The sequence below is a fragment of the Muriicola sp. genome, from assembly GCF_041567615.1.
Lineage (GTDB): Bacteria > Bacteroidota > Bacteroidia > Flavobacteriales > Flavobacteriaceae > Muriicola.
Genome location: NZ_JBFGBM010000054.1, coordinates 1 through 14006 on the forward strand (window position 1 = coordinate 1; position 14006 = coordinate 14006).

A 14006-nucleotide genomic window follows, 5' to 3' on the forward strand; every position below is an offset into this window, starting at 1 on the left:
AATTGCCTATTACTGTGAAATACCAATCTGAGTTTCCAACAAAATTGTTAGAATTGAATTCCTTTATTTGAACAAAAAATGAATTATTGTCCTGAAAATCAACATTTATTCTATTTTCGCCTGTTACCGTAAGCTGAATAGTATAATTGCTATTAGGTTGTGGATTCAATAAAATAACTTGGTAAATGCCTACTCCTATTTGTATAACATTAGCCACACCGAAGCCACCTAAAAGTACATTTCCACTCACTTTTCCGAAGGCAATAGGTGCAGGTGGTGGAGTAACCCATATTGCCGCATTCCCAGCAGGATTTATCTTTATGATTTGACCTGGAGCTCCAGCTGCTGCTAATTTGTCTATTGTGATTGACTTGGTTTGAATCAAATTTCCGCCAATAGTGAATAAGGCTATATCCTCTCTTGTAATACTTCTATCTTCAATCTGCAAACCGGTTATAGATTTGACCTCCAGGTTAATATTGTTGTCCGTCCTGGTGATCGCAATGGTGGTGTCCAGGTGTACAATCGGATTGTTGGTGATGGTCAGCCCCAGGGCCTCACAGAGGTTTAGCCATTCTTCCCCGTCGTAATAATGTAGACACTGAATATCCGTATTGTACACCATGGCCCCCTCGATGGGCACAATGGCATTCATCTGGGCAGTGGTCACCCTGTTGATCACGAAAGCCCTGGTGGTACTTTCTAACTCCAGAATGGAGGCAGGATCGATATTCTGGGGATTGTCCCCTATCTTGATCTGGCCAAAAGCCCCAAAACACAAGACCATCATGATCCCGCTAAGGACATATTTCTTTTTCATTTTCATAAACGCACTCTCAGAAAAATGGCAGATACAAATGTAGAATTATCTGTGACTCCTGCTAAAGATTTACCCTGAAATACAAATTTCTGGGGTAAACCACCCGGCTCGCCTTTCGATTCGAAAATCCCGGGTAATTCTTGTAAATTCTAGGACGATCAGGCCTTTGCCCGGGATGAAGGTCGCCTTTTTAACATAAGTTTTAAGACGTTTAATTTTTTTATGATCTCAACTTCTTTTTTCTTTATCTCCCCGGGTGATATCCGAGGTAAAAGATCAGATGGATTCGGTATTACCTTCAGCCCGTAACGACATGAAAAGAATTCTCCTCTTAGTACCCGCCTTATTCTTCCTCACTCTGGGAATTGCTCAGACGGAGGACCGCAGGCCCCTGCGCGGGCAGGTAATGTACCGCAATGTACCCGTTCCCAATGAGAATGTGATCAATACTACGACCGAACGGGCGACCATCACCAATGAGAAAGGGGAATTCCTGATCTATGTGAGGGAGGGAGACGAACTGGTCTTTACCGCCATCAATTACCAGATAGAAATCCTGAAGGTAACCCCGGAGATCCTCAGGAAAAACCGACTGGTGGTAGAGGTAAACGAAAAGGTCACGGAACTCGACGAGGTGACCGTCAGTCCGGAAAACCAGACCAAATTTCTACGCCTTCAGAATGAAGAGTTCAAGGAATACGAGTACGAAACCGATGCTACTTCTGAGTTCAGAAATGTTGCACTGGACCCGGCTGGTGTCCAAATGAGGGATGGACTCAACTTTGTGAATATCTTCAAGGCCCTTTTCCTCTCCGGAAACAGAGACGAAAGCGCAGACCGGACTCCTCTGAAAGTGAGTGAAGTGCTCAGGCAGGTATACGACGACGATTTCTTTGTGCGCGACCTGCAGCTGTCCCAGGATCAGATCGATGCCTTTCTTGTGTATTGCGACAGCAAACTCCCCGCTCAGTCCCTCCTGAGAAAGGACAATGAATTTCAACTGATCGAATTTTTAGTGAACCATAGCAAGGAATTCAGACAAAGCCTCAATGTGGAAGAGTAGTTGGCTGCTTGTGTGTGTCCTAGTCATCTGCCAGACGCTAAGCGGACAAACTTTCTTTAATTCTCAACTCCAGGGACAGATACGTTTTGAGAATCAGGGCATACCGGACGTGCACATCATGAATACGACGGCCGGCAGGGCGACCATCTCTGATGAAGAAGGCCTGTTCTCCATAACGGCTTCTGCCGGAGATACCCTCCTGTTCTCGGCTGTGCAATATCAGCGAAAACGACTCATCCTTTCTGCCTCTGTCCTTGAAAGCAGATTTATCTACGTGAACCTGGAAGAGTTCGTCAACGAGCTCGATGAGGTGGTGGTTCGTCCCTATAACCTGACAGGTGACTTGCTCAGGGATATGCAGCAAATGAAAACAGAACCCGTGGTGACAGCTTCCACCCTCGGACTTCCCAATGCCTATGTAAAACCCATGATGCAAAGCGAACGCCTTTTGAAAGAGGCATCCATGGGTCCCTTCCACCTGGGGATGATAACGGCCATGCCGTTCAATCCCCTGATCAATATGATCACAGGCCGGACCAAAATGCTCAAAAGAAGGGTGGCCAGGGATAGAAAATACCTGCTCACTCAGGAAGTGAGAAATTATTATCCCGATAGCATATTCGTCCATCAAATGGGAATCCCGGCCGATCGTATCGATGATTTTATGTATTTCTGTGAGGTCGATTCGAAGTTTGATTCTGTCGTCTCATCCGAGGACCATATCGCTATTCTGAATCTATTGCTGGTGAAGAGCAAGGCCTATCGGGAGAATAATCAACTCGACTAGGGAACTCTGGCACGGGAATTGACCTATGAAAGAAAAATGATGAACATCTCTAAACTACTCCTCATAATTCTATCACCCCTTCTCCTGGGGTCTGTTGCCCATAAATTCTATGTCAGCGTCACTCAAATAGAATATTACGCGCCGGATGAGGCCATACAGATCACCAGCAGGGTTTTTATTGACGACCTGGAAAAAGCGCTGTTAGAGAGGTATGATGTGGAACTCTTGCTGGGAACACCAGAGGAAGGTGATGATGCCGACGCGTATATCGACAGATATCTCAAGTCTAAATTCGCACTGAAGGTCAACGGGGAAATCACAGCATACACCTTCCTGGGGAAAAAGGTGGAAAACGACCTTCTGGTCCTTTTCGTGGAAGCGCCGGGAATATCCCTGGAGAGCCTTAAGTCTGTGGAAGTGCAGAACGAGATACTGATGGATGTGTACGAAGAGCAGAAGAATATCGTGCACTTAAGGTTCGGGGATCTCAAGAAGAGTTTTGTGCTTATAAGGGAAAGGAATTCGGGAATGTTAAACTTTTAAAAAGTACCGTCCTAATCTCCCCAGAAAACCCTATTTTCCGCGCCGGAAAATTAAAAAAATCATCATTTTTCTATGAATCAATTCAAAAGTATCACTTCCACATTGCTCGTCTTCTTTGTCGCATTCTCCTTCGCACAGGAGCAAACAAAAACGGAAAGAGAACCCGGGCACACCAACCAGAACAAATTCAGGCAGATGTATCAGGAGTTCGCCACCCCCAACATGTACCGATCGGCTTCTGGAACTCCGGGCCCCAGCTATTATCAGCAACAGGCCGATTACAAAATGGATATCGAACTCGATGACAGAAATGCCAGGTTATACGGGGAGGAGACCATTACTTATCATAACAACGCCCCGGATGCGCTGGAATTTCTGTGGTTGCAACTCGATCAGAATGTGCGGGCCAGGGATTCCAAGTCGCCCCTGAGAAATGGAAATGGCGTCAATGTGGCCTATACTACCGGCTCTTTCGCCCAGACCTATATGACCGAAGGTTTTGACGGCGGCTTCAGGATTGACCATGTAAAGGATGCCAGTGGGAAATCTTTACCGTATACCATTAACCAGACCATGATGAGGGTGGATCTTCCGGAACCTTTAAAGACCGGAGAAAAGGTTTCATTTTCCATAAAGTGGTGGTATAATATCCCTGATCATACGGTAGACAGGGCAAGATCCGGATACGAGTATTTCGAAAAAGACGGAAACAGGGCTTATGTGATCGCCCAGTTCTTCCCGCGCATGGCCGTTTACAGCGACGTAGAAGGGTGGCAGAACCACCAGTTCTGGGGAAGCGGTGAATTCGCTCTGCCTTTCGGAAATTATGATGTCAATATCACGGTGCCCGCAGACCACGTGCTCGACGCCACCGGAAAGCTGTTGAACCGAAAGGAAGTTTTCAGCAAGGAAATGATGAAGCGGTACGGGGAGGCCCAGAGATCCTATGACAAACCCGTGCTCATCGTCACCCAGGAAGAGGCTGAGGCCGCTGAAAAAGGATTTTCTGAGAAAAAGAAGACCTGGAAATTCAGGGCAGAGAATGTGAGGGATTACGCCTTTGCTTCCTCCAGGAAATTCATATGGGATATGCAGGCGGTCAGGATAGGCGACAGAGACGTTATGGCCGTATCACTGTATCCGAAAGAAGGAAACCCTCTATGGGAAGAACTTTCGACCAAAGCAGTGGCCAGTACGCTGAAATCCTATTCGGCCCATACATTTGACTACCCTTATCACAAGGCTATTTCCGTCCATGCCAAGAACCAGGGGATGGAATACCCCATGATATGCTGGAATTACGGCAGACCCAACGAGGACGGATCCTACTCAGAGCGAACTAAATACGGGATGATCAGCGTGATCATCCACGAGGTAGGGCACAATTTCTTCCCCATGATCGTCAATTCCGACGAGCGACAGTGGGGTTGGATGGATGAAGGCCTGGACACTTTCATGCAGTACCTGGCCGAGCAGGAATTCGGTGAAGCCTTTCCCGAAGTGATCGCGCCTAATGACAAGTACCCGTCCAGAAGGGGAGCACCCTCCAAAATTATCCCCTACATGAGTGGGGACCAAAGCACTATCGCTCCCATCATGTCTAATCCCGAAAACGTATTTCAGCTGGGCCCCAACGCCTATGCCAAGCCTGCAACGGCTCTGAATATCCTCAGGGAGACTGTCATGGGCAGGGAGCTCTTTGACCATGCCTTCAAGACCTATGCTCAGCGATGGATGTTCAAACACCCTACTCCGGAGGACTTTTTCCGTACGATGGAAGACGCATCGGCTGTGGATCTAGACTGGTTCTGGAGGAGTTGGTTCTACACCACAGACTACGTGGATATCGGAGTGAAGGGAGTTAAGAAATACGTGGTCAGTGACAAGCCAGGAAAAGAAATGAGGGAGTATATGGAAGCCCGTAATATGACCGAATCAGACCTGCCACCTCTGGTTTACCTGGTTGAAGAAGACCGTGAGGACACAGATAAGGACATGATGGGCAAATCACCCAGTGAGATCTCGGCCCCTCTGAAGGAATTCATGATGGACAACCTCACTGCCGAAGAAAGGGCAAGGATCAAAGAGCCCAAATACTTTTACGAAGTGACCTTTGACAAGCCAGGAGGAATCCCTATGCCGCTGATCGTGGAATACACCTATGCAGACGGGAGTACCGAGCAGGTAACGTACCCTCCGGAGATCTGGAGAAGGAATGATGCCGAAGTGAAGAGGGTCATCTCTGCCCAAACGGAACTCGTGGCCATAACTGTGGATCCGAGGGCCGAAACTGCAGACATCGACGTGACCAACAACAGCTGGCCCAGGAAAGAATCCCCTTCAGAATTCAATCAATTCAAGGAAGGTATCAAGGGAGATTAAGAATATATCCTTTAAGACAAACAGGTCCCGACAATTTTTGCCGGGACCTTTTTATTTTACGTAAAGGGTTCCAAACTTGATTATATTTGTATCATGCATTCATTAGTTTTCTTATTTATCAGCGGGGCGGAAATATTCTTCATCATGTTCATCGTGGTGATGGTCTTTGGTGCCGACAAGATCCCGGGCATCGCCAAAACCCTGGGAAAAGGAATGCGGCAGTTAAAGGATGCGACTGAAGATATTAAGCAGGAGATCAAAAAGAGCGCTGAGAAACAGGGGATCGACGCGAGTATCACAGAAGATATCAAAAAGGAGATGAATCAGGTCAAAAAGAACATTGAAGAGGTCTCCGGAACCATCAAACGAAAGTAGGGCTACGGATGTGGGACAGACTAATAGAATGGGACCGCAACACCTTAATCTTTCTGAACAGCCTGGGAATCGAAGAATATGACGCTTTCTGGGCCTATGTCACCCACACTTCATCCTGGATTCCCCTCTTTGCCCTGTTCGCCATACTTTTTCTGCTCAAGTTTTCAAGAAAGGAAGCCCTGGCCAGGATCCTGACCACCCTGCTGCTTTTTGGCTGTGTGATGGCCCTCATGTACGTAACCAAGGAATTTGTTGCCCGACTCAGGCCCAACAATGCGGATGAGCTCAGAGGCGTTATTCGCGTGCTGCTCCGGCCCGAAGATTACAGTTTTTTCTCCGGGCATGCCGCCAATTCCTTCGCCATCACCACGCTGGTGGTCCTGTTTTTGAGAAAAAAGCTTCCCTGGGTTTACGTATTCTTTATATGGCCCTTGTTGTTTTCTCTCAGCAGGATCTATGTTGGAGTGCATTATCCGCTCGATTTGATCGCTGGTTCACTGGTAGGCGTTTTTATGGCGGTGCTTTTCTACCAGGGGTTCCAAAGATTTATAAAACCCGACTCAGGGTTAAGCCGTCCCGGACCGGCAGCATGACGGTCTCCACCCTGGGATCGGACTTCAGCATGTCATTGTATTTTAAAAGTGCCTTTGTGGCCTTGTCTGCCGGGTCGAGGGGTTCAATGACCTTCCCTGACCACAAGACGTTGTCTGATAGTATGATCCCTCCTTTCCTGGTCTTGGGTAAGACAGCCTCAAAATAGGCGGAATACTCTTTCTTTTCCGCGTCGATGAAGACCAGGTCGAATTCCAGATCCAGGGTGGGGATGATCTCCAGGGCATCTCCTACGTGTTGCCGAATCTGTCCGCCGAAGCCGGAAAGCCGAAAAAACCTGTTCTGGATCTCCTGCAGTTCCTCATTGATATCGATGGTGTGCAGTTCGCCGCCCGGACGAAGTCCCTCTGCCAGACATAGCGCAGAATACCCGGTATAGGTGCCGATCTCCAGGATGCGATCAGGAGCTGTGATCTTTGATAGCATACTGAGGACCCTGCCCTGGTAATGCCCGGTGATCATCCTGGGCTGCAGCACCTTGAGGTGGGTTTCCCTGCTCAGGTCCCGGAGGTATTCGGGTTCATCCTCAGAATGATCCGTAATGTAACCCTGCAGGCGGTCTGATAGAAAATGCATGCGGATGTTTTTGCAAAAATAGCCATTTTGGTCTACTTTCATCTGGCCAACTAACGGGTGCTGGGCATGGACAAGATCATTATTAGAGAAGCCTTTCGGGAAGACCTGCCCGTGCTTCTGCAATTCGAAAAAAAACTCATTGAGGCCGAGAGACCCATGGACCCGACCATTCGCCCGGGGGAGCTGCATTATTACGATATCGGGGCTTTTATCGCTGATCCGGAGGTGTTGGTTCTCGTGGCCGAAGCAGACGGTAAGGTGGTAAGCTCGGGCTATGGGATGGCCAAACCCGCGAGGCCTTATCTCGATCATGCGGAATACGCCCACCTGGGCTTTATGTATACCCTCCCGGAGTACAGGGGTAAGGGTATCAATGGGATGATCATCGAAAAATTAAAGAACTGGGCTTATCGCAAAGGACTAAAAGAAGTTCGATTGACCGTCTACCAGGAAAATGATCCTGCAATGGCCGCCTATGAAAAGGCCGGATTTAAAAAACACCTGATCGAAATGCGACTTCCACGCCCGGCGGGAGATCAGCGATAAAGTATTCTTCGTTATCCGGGCTTGTTGTATTTTTGCGAAAAACATGACTATGACCTTCGAAAACTCGTTAGAGTTCGCACGAAAACTAGACGCTTCGGATTCGCTGGCACCCTACAGGGAGCAGTTTCATTTTCCTGTCATGAAGGGTAAACAGGTCATTTATTTTACAGGGAATTCCCTGGGATTACAGCCCAAGAGGACGGCTGCTTACGTGGCAGAGATCATGGAAGACTGGAGGCAGCTGGCGGTAGAAGGCCATTTCTACGCAGACAAACCCTGGTGGGATTATCACGAGCGGCTCGCAGCTCCCTTGTCTAAGGTGGTAGGGGCAAAGGCCTCCGAGATTACCGTGATGAACACCCTAACCGTAAACCTGCATCTTCTGATGGTCTCCTTTTACCGGCCTACAGAAAAAAGGTATAAGATCCTTTGTGAGGAAAAGGCATTCCCATCAGATCAGTATATGTTCCAGAGCCAGATCAAATTTCACGGTCTGGACGTCTCCGATACCCTCGTAGAGGTGAGAAAGCGGGATGGGGAACACCATTGGCGGACGGAAGACATCCTGGCGAAGATCGAAGAGGTGGGCGACGAACTCGCCCTTGTGCTCCTCGGCGGGGTGAATTATTACAACGGACAGGTTTTTGACATGGAAGCGATAACCCGTGCAGGAAAGGCTGCAGGGGCTATTGTGGGATGGGACCTGGCGCATGCGGCAGGCAATGTCGATCTCGCTTTGCACGAGTGGGACGTGGATTTTGCAGCCTGGTGCAGTTATAAATATATGAACAGCGGACCCGGGAATGCTTCCGGGGTTTACATCCATGAACGATACCACGGGCGGAAGGATATCCCCAGGTTCGAGGGCTGGTGGGGAACCAAAAAAGAAACGCGTTTCCTGATGCAACCCGAATTTGACCCCATGGAGAACGCCGATGCATGGCAGGTCAGCAACGCTCCGGTGCTCGCCCTGGCCCCTTACCTGGCCTCCCTGGAAATGTTCGAGGAGGTGGGGATGCCTGCCCTGATCGCGAAACGGGATCTGATCGTTTCCTACCTCGAATTTATCCTCAAAGAGATCGATAAGGAGGTCGACAGCAAATTTGAGATTATCACCCCAAATGAAAGAGGCACCCAGCTTTCCGTCTTCCTGCACGGGGAAGGTCGTCCCTTGTTTGACTACCTGATGGAGCACGGAGTGATCACAGACTGGAGAGAACCCAATGTGATCCGTTTGGCTCCGGCTCCCTTTTATTGCTCTTTTGAGGACATGTACCGATTCGGGCAGATCCTCAAAAAAGGTATTCAGGAAACCTAAATTCGATCCATCTGCTCATAGCCTATGAAGTCACTCCGACTTATCCTGTCTAACCCGCGTTATTTTGGTCCGGCCTGGGCCTTTGCCAGCCTGAACATACTTTTCGGGACCTGGGCCATCTATATTCCTATGGTCAAGGAAGACCTCGGGATCGACAAGGCCACTCTCGGGATCGCCCTGTTCTTTCTGTCCTTCGGCGTATTTACAGTCTTCCCTGTCGCTTCCAGGATCGTCAATTACCTCGGGGTGGGACGTGCTACCTGGTACGGCATCCTGATGCTCTGCCTTACTGCCCTGTTTCCTCTGATGGCCAATAGTTTTATCACCCTGGCTCTGGCGCTGTTCTTCTTCGGCTCGGCAAACGGACTCCTGGATATCGCCATGAATACCCTGGTAACGGAAATCGAAAAAGAGGACAGGCAGAATTTCATGTCTGCCTCCCATGGCTTTTTTAGCCTGGGTGGGGTGCTGGCCGGTCTGGGGAGCTTCCTTATCCTCGTATTTGAAAACCGAATGCTTCATATGCTGGCGGCGGTGATCCTCGTTTTTGCCGTCAATCTAATTTTCTCAAAAAAATACCTGCACATCAAAGCCGCGCCTATAGAGAAGGAACCCTTTAGTTTCAGGCATTTTAAGCCTCTTTTACTGCTCGGGGTCGTCTCCTTTGTGGTCATGGCCAGCGAAGGGGCTATTGTAGACTGGAGCGGTCTCTTCCTCAAGGAGGTGACCCTGGCCCCCGAAGCCCTCTGGGGAGCAGGATTCCTGGGTTTTCAGATCACCATGACCCTCGGCCGCTTCCTGGGTGATGCCATCAGCGCACGTATAGGTTCTGTAAGGATCGTGACCTTCGGTTCGTGTATAGCCATTGCCGGTTACCTCTGTGTTCTCCTGGCTAATACCTATATGGCCATCGTGGGTTTTGCCCTGACCGGACTGGGATTTTCTGTCATCATTCCTGAACTTTTCAGGATCGGGGGTAATGTGAAAGGCGTAGAATCGTCCCAGGGCGTGGCATTTATCGCCGGCTCCGGTTATTCAGGCTTTTTGCTCGGGCCGGTCATCCTGGGTTTCCTGGCAGAAGAGTATTCCCTGAACACGAGTTTTACGGTTTTACTGACCGGGGTTGTGGTGGTGCTTTTCACCACTTTTTTGATGAGAAGGAACAGGATCAGGAAGAACTGACCTTATTGGATCACCTCTACATCCGTAAAATAAAGTGAAAAATTACCCTCTTTGTTCTTGTGCATGGTAGAAATGTTGAGCCCGCTTAACTCTTTATACCCTTCCCAGGTACTCACACTGGAAGGCTCCGGGCTGTTTCCCCTTCGGAACACCCATTCTCTGACGAGGAAATCTTCCCCAAGGTAAAAATCATAGGCATCCCCGGGGGTATATCCGCCATCGTTTCCATAAACTACGGTCAACTTGGTAAGGGAGTCGTTACTGATGGGCGCAGGTACTTTCTCCTCCACGGAATAGGTCAGGTTATCTTTGTCCCAGGTTATGTTGATGGGGGCCAGCAGCCAGTATTTGTCGTTGATAAAAGCTGCATCCGCCCTCTGGGAGAGACTGTCCACTCCTTTTCGGTTGTACATTACGGTGTCACCTCTCGAGATACCCCGGACTTCTTGTGATCTGGTGTTCCATACCCACGCCCTTTCAAAATGCATGGTATCCCTGTCTACATTGAAGGTAAAGCGGATCTCCTTTACCTTATTCCAATGCTCCATTCCATGGGCGAGGGCGACCTTTTCCAGAATGTTCAGCTCTTCTTCAGGGGCCACTTTTTTGGTCTCGGTTTTGCATCCGGCCAGGACCGTGATAAAAACAATGAGGCAGAGGTATTTCTTCATTTGTATTTTTTTTCCAAATATAACAGGTTAGAGGTATAAAATCACACTGACGGGATGTTCCTGCGAAACAAAATCTCAGAAGTTTTCTCAACGATGCCAGACCAGGGAGGTTTTCAGACGATGCATCTAAACTCCTGAAAAAGAAGGTGTTGATCAGAGGTAATTTTGGTAAGGTCCCACTTGTCAGAATGGGGGGTAAATGCGTACCTTTGAAGGCAAATAAAAAAGTATTATGAGCGCCAAAAAAGGTAAGGTTCAGGAGGCCATAGATGAGAAATTGCTGCAGGAGAGGAAAGTCTTCCTCTGGGGAATGGTCGATGATGGTTCTGCCAAACACGTCATTGACAGGTTGATGTACCTCGACATGCAGAACAACAAGGAAATACAATTATACATCAACAGCCCCGGGGGCTATGTAACCTCGGGTTTTGCCATATACGACACCATCAAATCCCTCAAGAGTCCCGTATCCACGATTTGTACCGGTTTGGCTGCTTCCATGGGGTCTATTCTGCTCTCCGTAGGCAAGAAAGGCAGGAGGTTTATCCAGCCACATGCCCGGGTCATGATCCACCAGCCTAGTGGAGGGGCCAGGGGACAGGCATCCAATATAGAGATTCAGGCCAAGGAGATTATCAAGACCAAGGAATTGGGTGCTAAAATCCTGGCAGAAAATTGTGGGCAGACTGTTGAAAAAGTTATGAAAGACTTTAACCGCGATTACTGGATGGGTGCAGAAGAATCTGTAGAATACGGTATCGTTGACGGGATCCTGGAATAATCAGGTCCTCAAGACAAAAGGAAAGTCCGGTGCTATTGCAACCGGACTTTTTTATGTGGACGCCAAAGGCGGAAGATAAAATATATACGCAGGAAAATCCGATCCGGATGACGCGGGTTGTAGTCACATCAGAATTGATCCGGATGTTCGATGATCTTTCGGGCCCGCTTCCGGATCTGATCCATTTCCTTTTTGTCTTTTTTGGCCAGCAGGTTCATCATCATTCCCATACGGGGGTTGTCTTTGAATACTTCTTTTTTGGCATCCAGGAAATTCCAGTACAGGGCGTTGAAGGGACAGGCATCCTCTGATGTCTTTTTATTGTGGTCATAGGTGCATCCGGAGCAGTAGTTCCCCATCTTATTGATGTAGTTGGCACTGCTCACATAAGGTTTTGTGGCCACTATACCACCGTCTGCAAACTGGCTCATTCCGCGTGTATTGGTGATCTCTACCCATTCAATGGCGTCGATGTAGATGCCCAGGTACCAGGCATCCACTTCATCCGGATCTGTCTGGGTAAGCAGGGCGTAATTCCCTGTGACCATCAGTCGCTGAATATGGTGGGCATAGGCCTCATCAAGGCTTTGCCCTATGGAGTGTTTTAAACAATTCATTTTGGTCTGGCCGGTCCAGTAGAAATCGGGCAGGGGATTGTGGTTGCCCAAAGCATTCTTCTTTTGGTACGCCGGCATTTCCTTCCAGTAGATCCCCCTCATATATTCCCTCCATCCCAGGATTTGGCGCACAAAACCTTCAACCTGACTGATATGGATTTTCTCTTCTTGTTCCCGGTACTGACTGATAACGGCATCGATGACCTCTTTTGGAGAGATCATTTTTACGTTCATGGCAAAGGAAAGTCGGGAATGAAACAGGAATTTCTCATCGGTATGCAGCGCATCCTGAAAGTCCCCGAAATGAATCAGCAGGTTCTTTTTGAAATAATTCAGTAATTCCAGGCCTTCATCTCGGGTCGTGGGCCAGTTGAATAGTGAAGGCTCTATGTTTCCGATTGTGGAGACCCCGGCCTCGCGTAGTTCTTCGAGTATCGCACTGACGTCTTTTCGCAAATCCAGTTCTGCGGGGATGGCGGGATCACCTTTCCATTTCTTGCGGTTGCTCTTGTCGTAGTTCCATTGTCCTCCCTCCGGTTCTTCCCCGTCCATCATAATATCGTACTTCTTGCGCATCATGCGGTAGAAAGATTCCATGACCAGTTGTTTCTTGCCCTTGAAGAAATCTTTCAGGGTATCCCGTTCCGTGAGGAAGTGTTCTGTATCCCGATGTGAACTTTCGATCTTAAGGGATTGAGTGATCTTTTTTAATTGCTGGTCTAACCGGTATTCATCTGGCAGGAGGTACTCGAATTTTTCGAACCTGTGTTTATCTACTTCTCTGGAGATAAGCTCCTCCAGATTTTGCGGGTTGTCCTCGTCTCCGATCTTGTAATAGACCACCTGGTGCCCCTGACTTTTAAGAGCGTCGGCAAAAGAACGCATGGCGAGGAAAAAGCCAATCACCTTCTGGATATGGTGCTTTACGTAATCGGTCTCCTGCCGCATCTCTGCCAGAAGGTAGACACAATCCGGGTTCACTTCCTGGAACCAGGAGTGTTGAAGATTGAGCTGATCGCCCAGGATGAGTCTTAATGTTTTCATCTGTATCCCGTATTTAAAACAGACTTGTCTGCAACCATCGATTTTGGAATTTTCCCTTGGGGTCATACTGGGAAGCCTGTCGCTGTATGTTGAACTTCCTGTCTCTGGGGTCATTTCCTACCCCGCTGTTGTACATCCAGTTGCCCCAGTTGCTGTGTACATCGTAATCGAGTAACATGGCCTCAAAATAAGAAGCTCCTATCCTCCAGTCCTGTTGCAGTTCCTTAGCCCAGAAGGAGGCTACATTTTGCCTGCCCCTGTTGCTCATCCATCCTGTCCTGGCGAGTTCTATCATATTGGCATTCACAAAAGGTTCAGTGGTGTTGCCACGGATCCAGTCTTTTTTTGCAGCCTCTGAATTTCCCCAGGAGTAATCCCTGCCGAGGATTCCGCCTAAATGAAAAATACGGTTGCCGTGTTTCAGAGATACGTATTTGAAGTAATCCCTCCAAATGAGCTCAAAAACGAGCCAATAGGTGTCCTGGTTTTTTTTCACCTCTTTTTCAAATCGTTTTACCTCCCAATATACCTTTTTGGCTGAGAGGCTACCATTGGCGAGCCAGGGAGAAAGTTTGGAACTGTAATCCTTTCCTACCAAACCGTTCCTTGTCTTCTTATAATAGGCCAGTTTCCCACTATCCCAGAAGTACTCCTGTATCCTTTTCCCGCCTGCATTTTCACCTCCCGAA

General features: G+C 48.5%; 14 protein-coding genes and 1 pseudogene. 10 read left to right on the forward strand and 5 right to left on the reverse strand.

Features of this window, described 5'->3' with window-relative positions; all coding sequences use genetic code 11:
* A pseudogene (locus ABYP73_RS05480) lies at window positions 1–826 on the reverse strand (hypothetical protein); the annotation flags it as partial.
* Between the two features lie 307 nt (window positions 827–1133).
* Between ABYP73_RS05480 and ABYP73_RS05485 the strand changes: the two are divergent.
* The 6 genes from ABYP73_RS05485 (at window position 1134) to ABYP73_RS05510 (ending at window position 6563) form a co-directional block, all read left to right on the forward strand.
* On the forward strand, window positions 1134–1883 hold the full coding sequence (locus ABYP73_RS05485; RefSeq protein WP_372973685.1) for a carboxypeptidase-like regulatory domain-containing protein: 750 nt from the start codon (window positions 1134–1136) through the stop codon (window positions 1881–1883).
* On the forward strand, window positions 1870–2670 hold the full coding sequence (locus tag ABYP73_RS05490; RefSeq protein WP_372973686.1) for a carboxypeptidase-like regulatory domain-containing protein: 801 nt from the start codon (window positions 1870–1872) through the stop codon (window positions 2668–2670). The genes ABYP73_RS05485 and ABYP73_RS05490 overlap by 14 nt, the downstream gene beginning before the upstream one ends.
* 36 nt (window positions 2671–2706) lie before the next feature.
* A complete protein-coding gene (locus tag ABYP73_RS05495; RefSeq protein WP_372973687.1) occupies window positions 2707–3213 on the forward strand; it encodes a DUF6702 family protein in 507 nt (168 codons plus the stop codon).
* 72 nt (window positions 3214–3285) lie between these two features.
* Window positions 3286–5595: a M1 family metallopeptidase gene (locus tag ABYP73_RS05500; RefSeq protein ID WP_372973688.1), complete on the forward strand. Its 2310-nt coding sequence runs from the start codon at window positions 3286–3288 to the stop codon at window positions 5593–5595.
* A gap of 93 nt (window positions 5596–5688) precedes the next feature.
* Window positions 5689–5970, forward strand: a complete 282-nt coding sequence (locus tag ABYP73_RS05505; RefSeq protein WP_372944453.1) for a twin-arginine translocase TatA/TatE family subunit — start codon at window positions 5689–5691, stop codon at window positions 5968–5970.
* Between the two features lie 8 nt (window positions 5971–5978).
* A complete protein-coding gene (locus ABYP73_RS05510) occupies window positions 5979–6563 on the forward strand; it encodes a phosphatase PAP2 family protein (RefSeq protein WP_372973689.1) in 585 nt (194 codons plus the stop codon).
* Here ABYP73_RS05510 and ABYP73_RS05515 read toward each other — a convergent pair.
* Complete coding sequence (locus tag ABYP73_RS05515; RefSeq protein ID WP_372944455.1) at window positions 6517–7158, reverse strand: O-methyltransferase; 642 nt, start codon at window positions 7156–7158, stop codon at window positions 6517–6519. The two genes, ABYP73_RS05510 and ABYP73_RS05515, sit on opposite strands and share 47 nt — an antisense overlap.
* Window positions 7159–7224: 66 nt before the next feature.
* On the opposite strand from ABYP73_RS05515, the gene ABYP73_RS05520 reads away from it, so the two are divergent.
* Genes ABYP73_RS05520 through ABYP73_RS05530 form a run of 3 tightly spaced genes read left to right on the forward strand, consistent with a single transcriptional unit; the run spans window position 7225 to window position 10204 of the window.
* Window positions 7225–7704 carry a GNAT family N-acetyltransferase gene (locus ABYP73_RS05520; RefSeq protein ID WP_372944456.1) on the forward strand — a complete coding sequence of 160 codons (480 nt, stop codon included), beginning with the start codon at window positions 7225–7227 and terminating at the stop codon, window positions 7702–7704.
* Between the two features lie 49 nt (window positions 7705–7753).
* Window positions 7754–9022 (forward strand): kynureninase, encoded by a 1269-nt coding sequence (kynU, locus tag ABYP73_RS05525; RefSeq protein WP_372944457.1) that lies wholly within the window; start codon window positions 7754–7756, stop codon window positions 9020–9022.
* A 24-nt stretch (window positions 9023–9046) separates the two neighbouring features.
* The gene (locus ABYP73_RS05530; RefSeq protein WP_372944458.1) at window positions 9047–10204 is read left to right on the forward strand and encodes an MFS transporter; all 1158 of its coding nucleotides are present in this window, start codon (window positions 9047–9049) and stop codon (window positions 10202–10204) included.
* Between the two features lie 2 nt (window positions 10205–10206).
* On the opposite strand, the gene ABYP73_RS05535 is transcribed toward ABYP73_RS05530, so the two are convergent.
* Window positions 10207–10875: a hypothetical protein gene (locus tag ABYP73_RS05535; protein WP_372973690.1), complete on the reverse strand. Its 669-nt coding sequence runs from the start codon at window positions 10873–10875 to the stop codon at window positions 10207–10209.
* Between the two features lie 232 nt (window positions 10876–11107).
* On the opposite strand from ABYP73_RS05535, the gene ABYP73_RS05540 reads away from it, so the two are divergent.
* Entirely contained in the window at window positions 11108–11656 is a 549-nt protein-coding gene (locus ABYP73_RS05540; RefSeq protein ID WP_372944460.1) for a ClpP family protease, read from the forward strand.
* 128 nt (window positions 11657–11784) lie between these two features.
* Here ABYP73_RS05540 and ABYP73_RS05545 read toward each other — a convergent pair whose 3' ends face one another.
* Both ABYP73_RS05545 and ABYP73_RS05550 read right to left on the reverse strand, forming a co-directional pair.
* The gene (locus ABYP73_RS05545; protein ID WP_372973691.1) at window positions 11785–13317 is read right to left on the reverse strand and encodes a cryptochrome/photolyase family protein; all 1533 of its coding nucleotides are present in this window, start codon (window positions 13315–13317) and stop codon (window positions 11785–11787) included.
* A gap of 13 nt (window positions 13318–13330) precedes the next feature.
* A partial coding sequence (locus tag ABYP73_RS05550) for a DASH family cryptochrome (RefSeq protein ID WP_372973692.1) occupies window positions 13331–14006 on the reverse strand: 676 nt, incomplete at its 5' end.

What these genes read in the sequence shown, in the direction of transcription:
- ABYP73_RS05485 (WP_372973685.1), top strand. Translation starts at nt 1,134, where the DNA reads ATGAAAAGAATTCTCCTCTTAGTACCCGCCTTATTCTTCCTCACTCTG.
- ABYP73_RS05490 (WP_372973686.1), top strand. Translation starts at nt 1,870, where the DNA reads ATGTGGAAGAGTAGTTGGCTGCTTGTGTGTGTCCTAGTCATCTGCCAG.
- ABYP73_RS05495 (WP_372973687.1), top strand. Translation starts at nt 2,707, where the DNA reads ATGATGAACATCTCTAAACTACTCCTCATAATTCTATCACCCCTTCTC.
- ABYP73_RS05500 (WP_372973688.1), top strand. Translation starts at nt 3,286, where the DNA reads ATGAATCAATTCAAAAGTATCACTTCCACATTGCTCGTCTTCTTTGTC.
- ABYP73_RS05505 (WP_372944453.1), top strand. Translation starts at nt 5,689, where the DNA reads ATGCATTCATTAGTTTTCTTATTTATCAGCGGGGCGGAAATATTCTTC.
- ABYP73_RS05510 (WP_372973689.1), top strand. Translation starts at nt 5,979, where the DNA reads ATGTGGGACAGACTAATAGAATGGGACCGCAACACCTTAATCTTTCTG.
- ABYP73_RS05515 (WP_372944455.1), bottom strand. Translation starts at nt 7,158, where the DNA reads ATGCATTTTCTATCAGACCGCCTGCAGGGTTACATTACGGATCATTCT.
- ABYP73_RS05520 (WP_372944456.1), top strand. Translation starts at nt 7,225, where the DNA reads ATGGACAAGATCATTATTAGAGAAGCCTTTCGGGAAGACCTGCCCGTG.
- kynU (WP_372944457.1), top strand. Translation starts at nt 7,754, where the DNA reads ATGACCTTCGAAAACTCGTTAGAGTTCGCACGAAAACTAGACGCTTCG.
- ABYP73_RS05530 (WP_372944458.1), top strand. Translation starts at nt 9,047, where the DNA reads ATGAAGTCACTCCGACTTATCCTGTCTAACCCGCGTTATTTTGGTCCG.
- ABYP73_RS05535 (WP_372973690.1), bottom strand. Translation starts at nt 10,875, where the DNA reads ATGAAGAAATACCTCTGCCTCATTGTTTTTATCACGGTCCTGGCCGGA.
- ABYP73_RS05540 (WP_372944460.1), top strand. Translation starts at nt 11,108, where the DNA reads ATGAGCGCCAAAAAAGGTAAGGTTCAGGAGGCCATAGATGAGAAATTG.
- ABYP73_RS05545 (WP_372973691.1), bottom strand. Translation starts at nt 13,317, where the DNA reads ATGAAAACATTAAGACTCATCCTGGGCGATCAGCTCAATCTTCAACAC.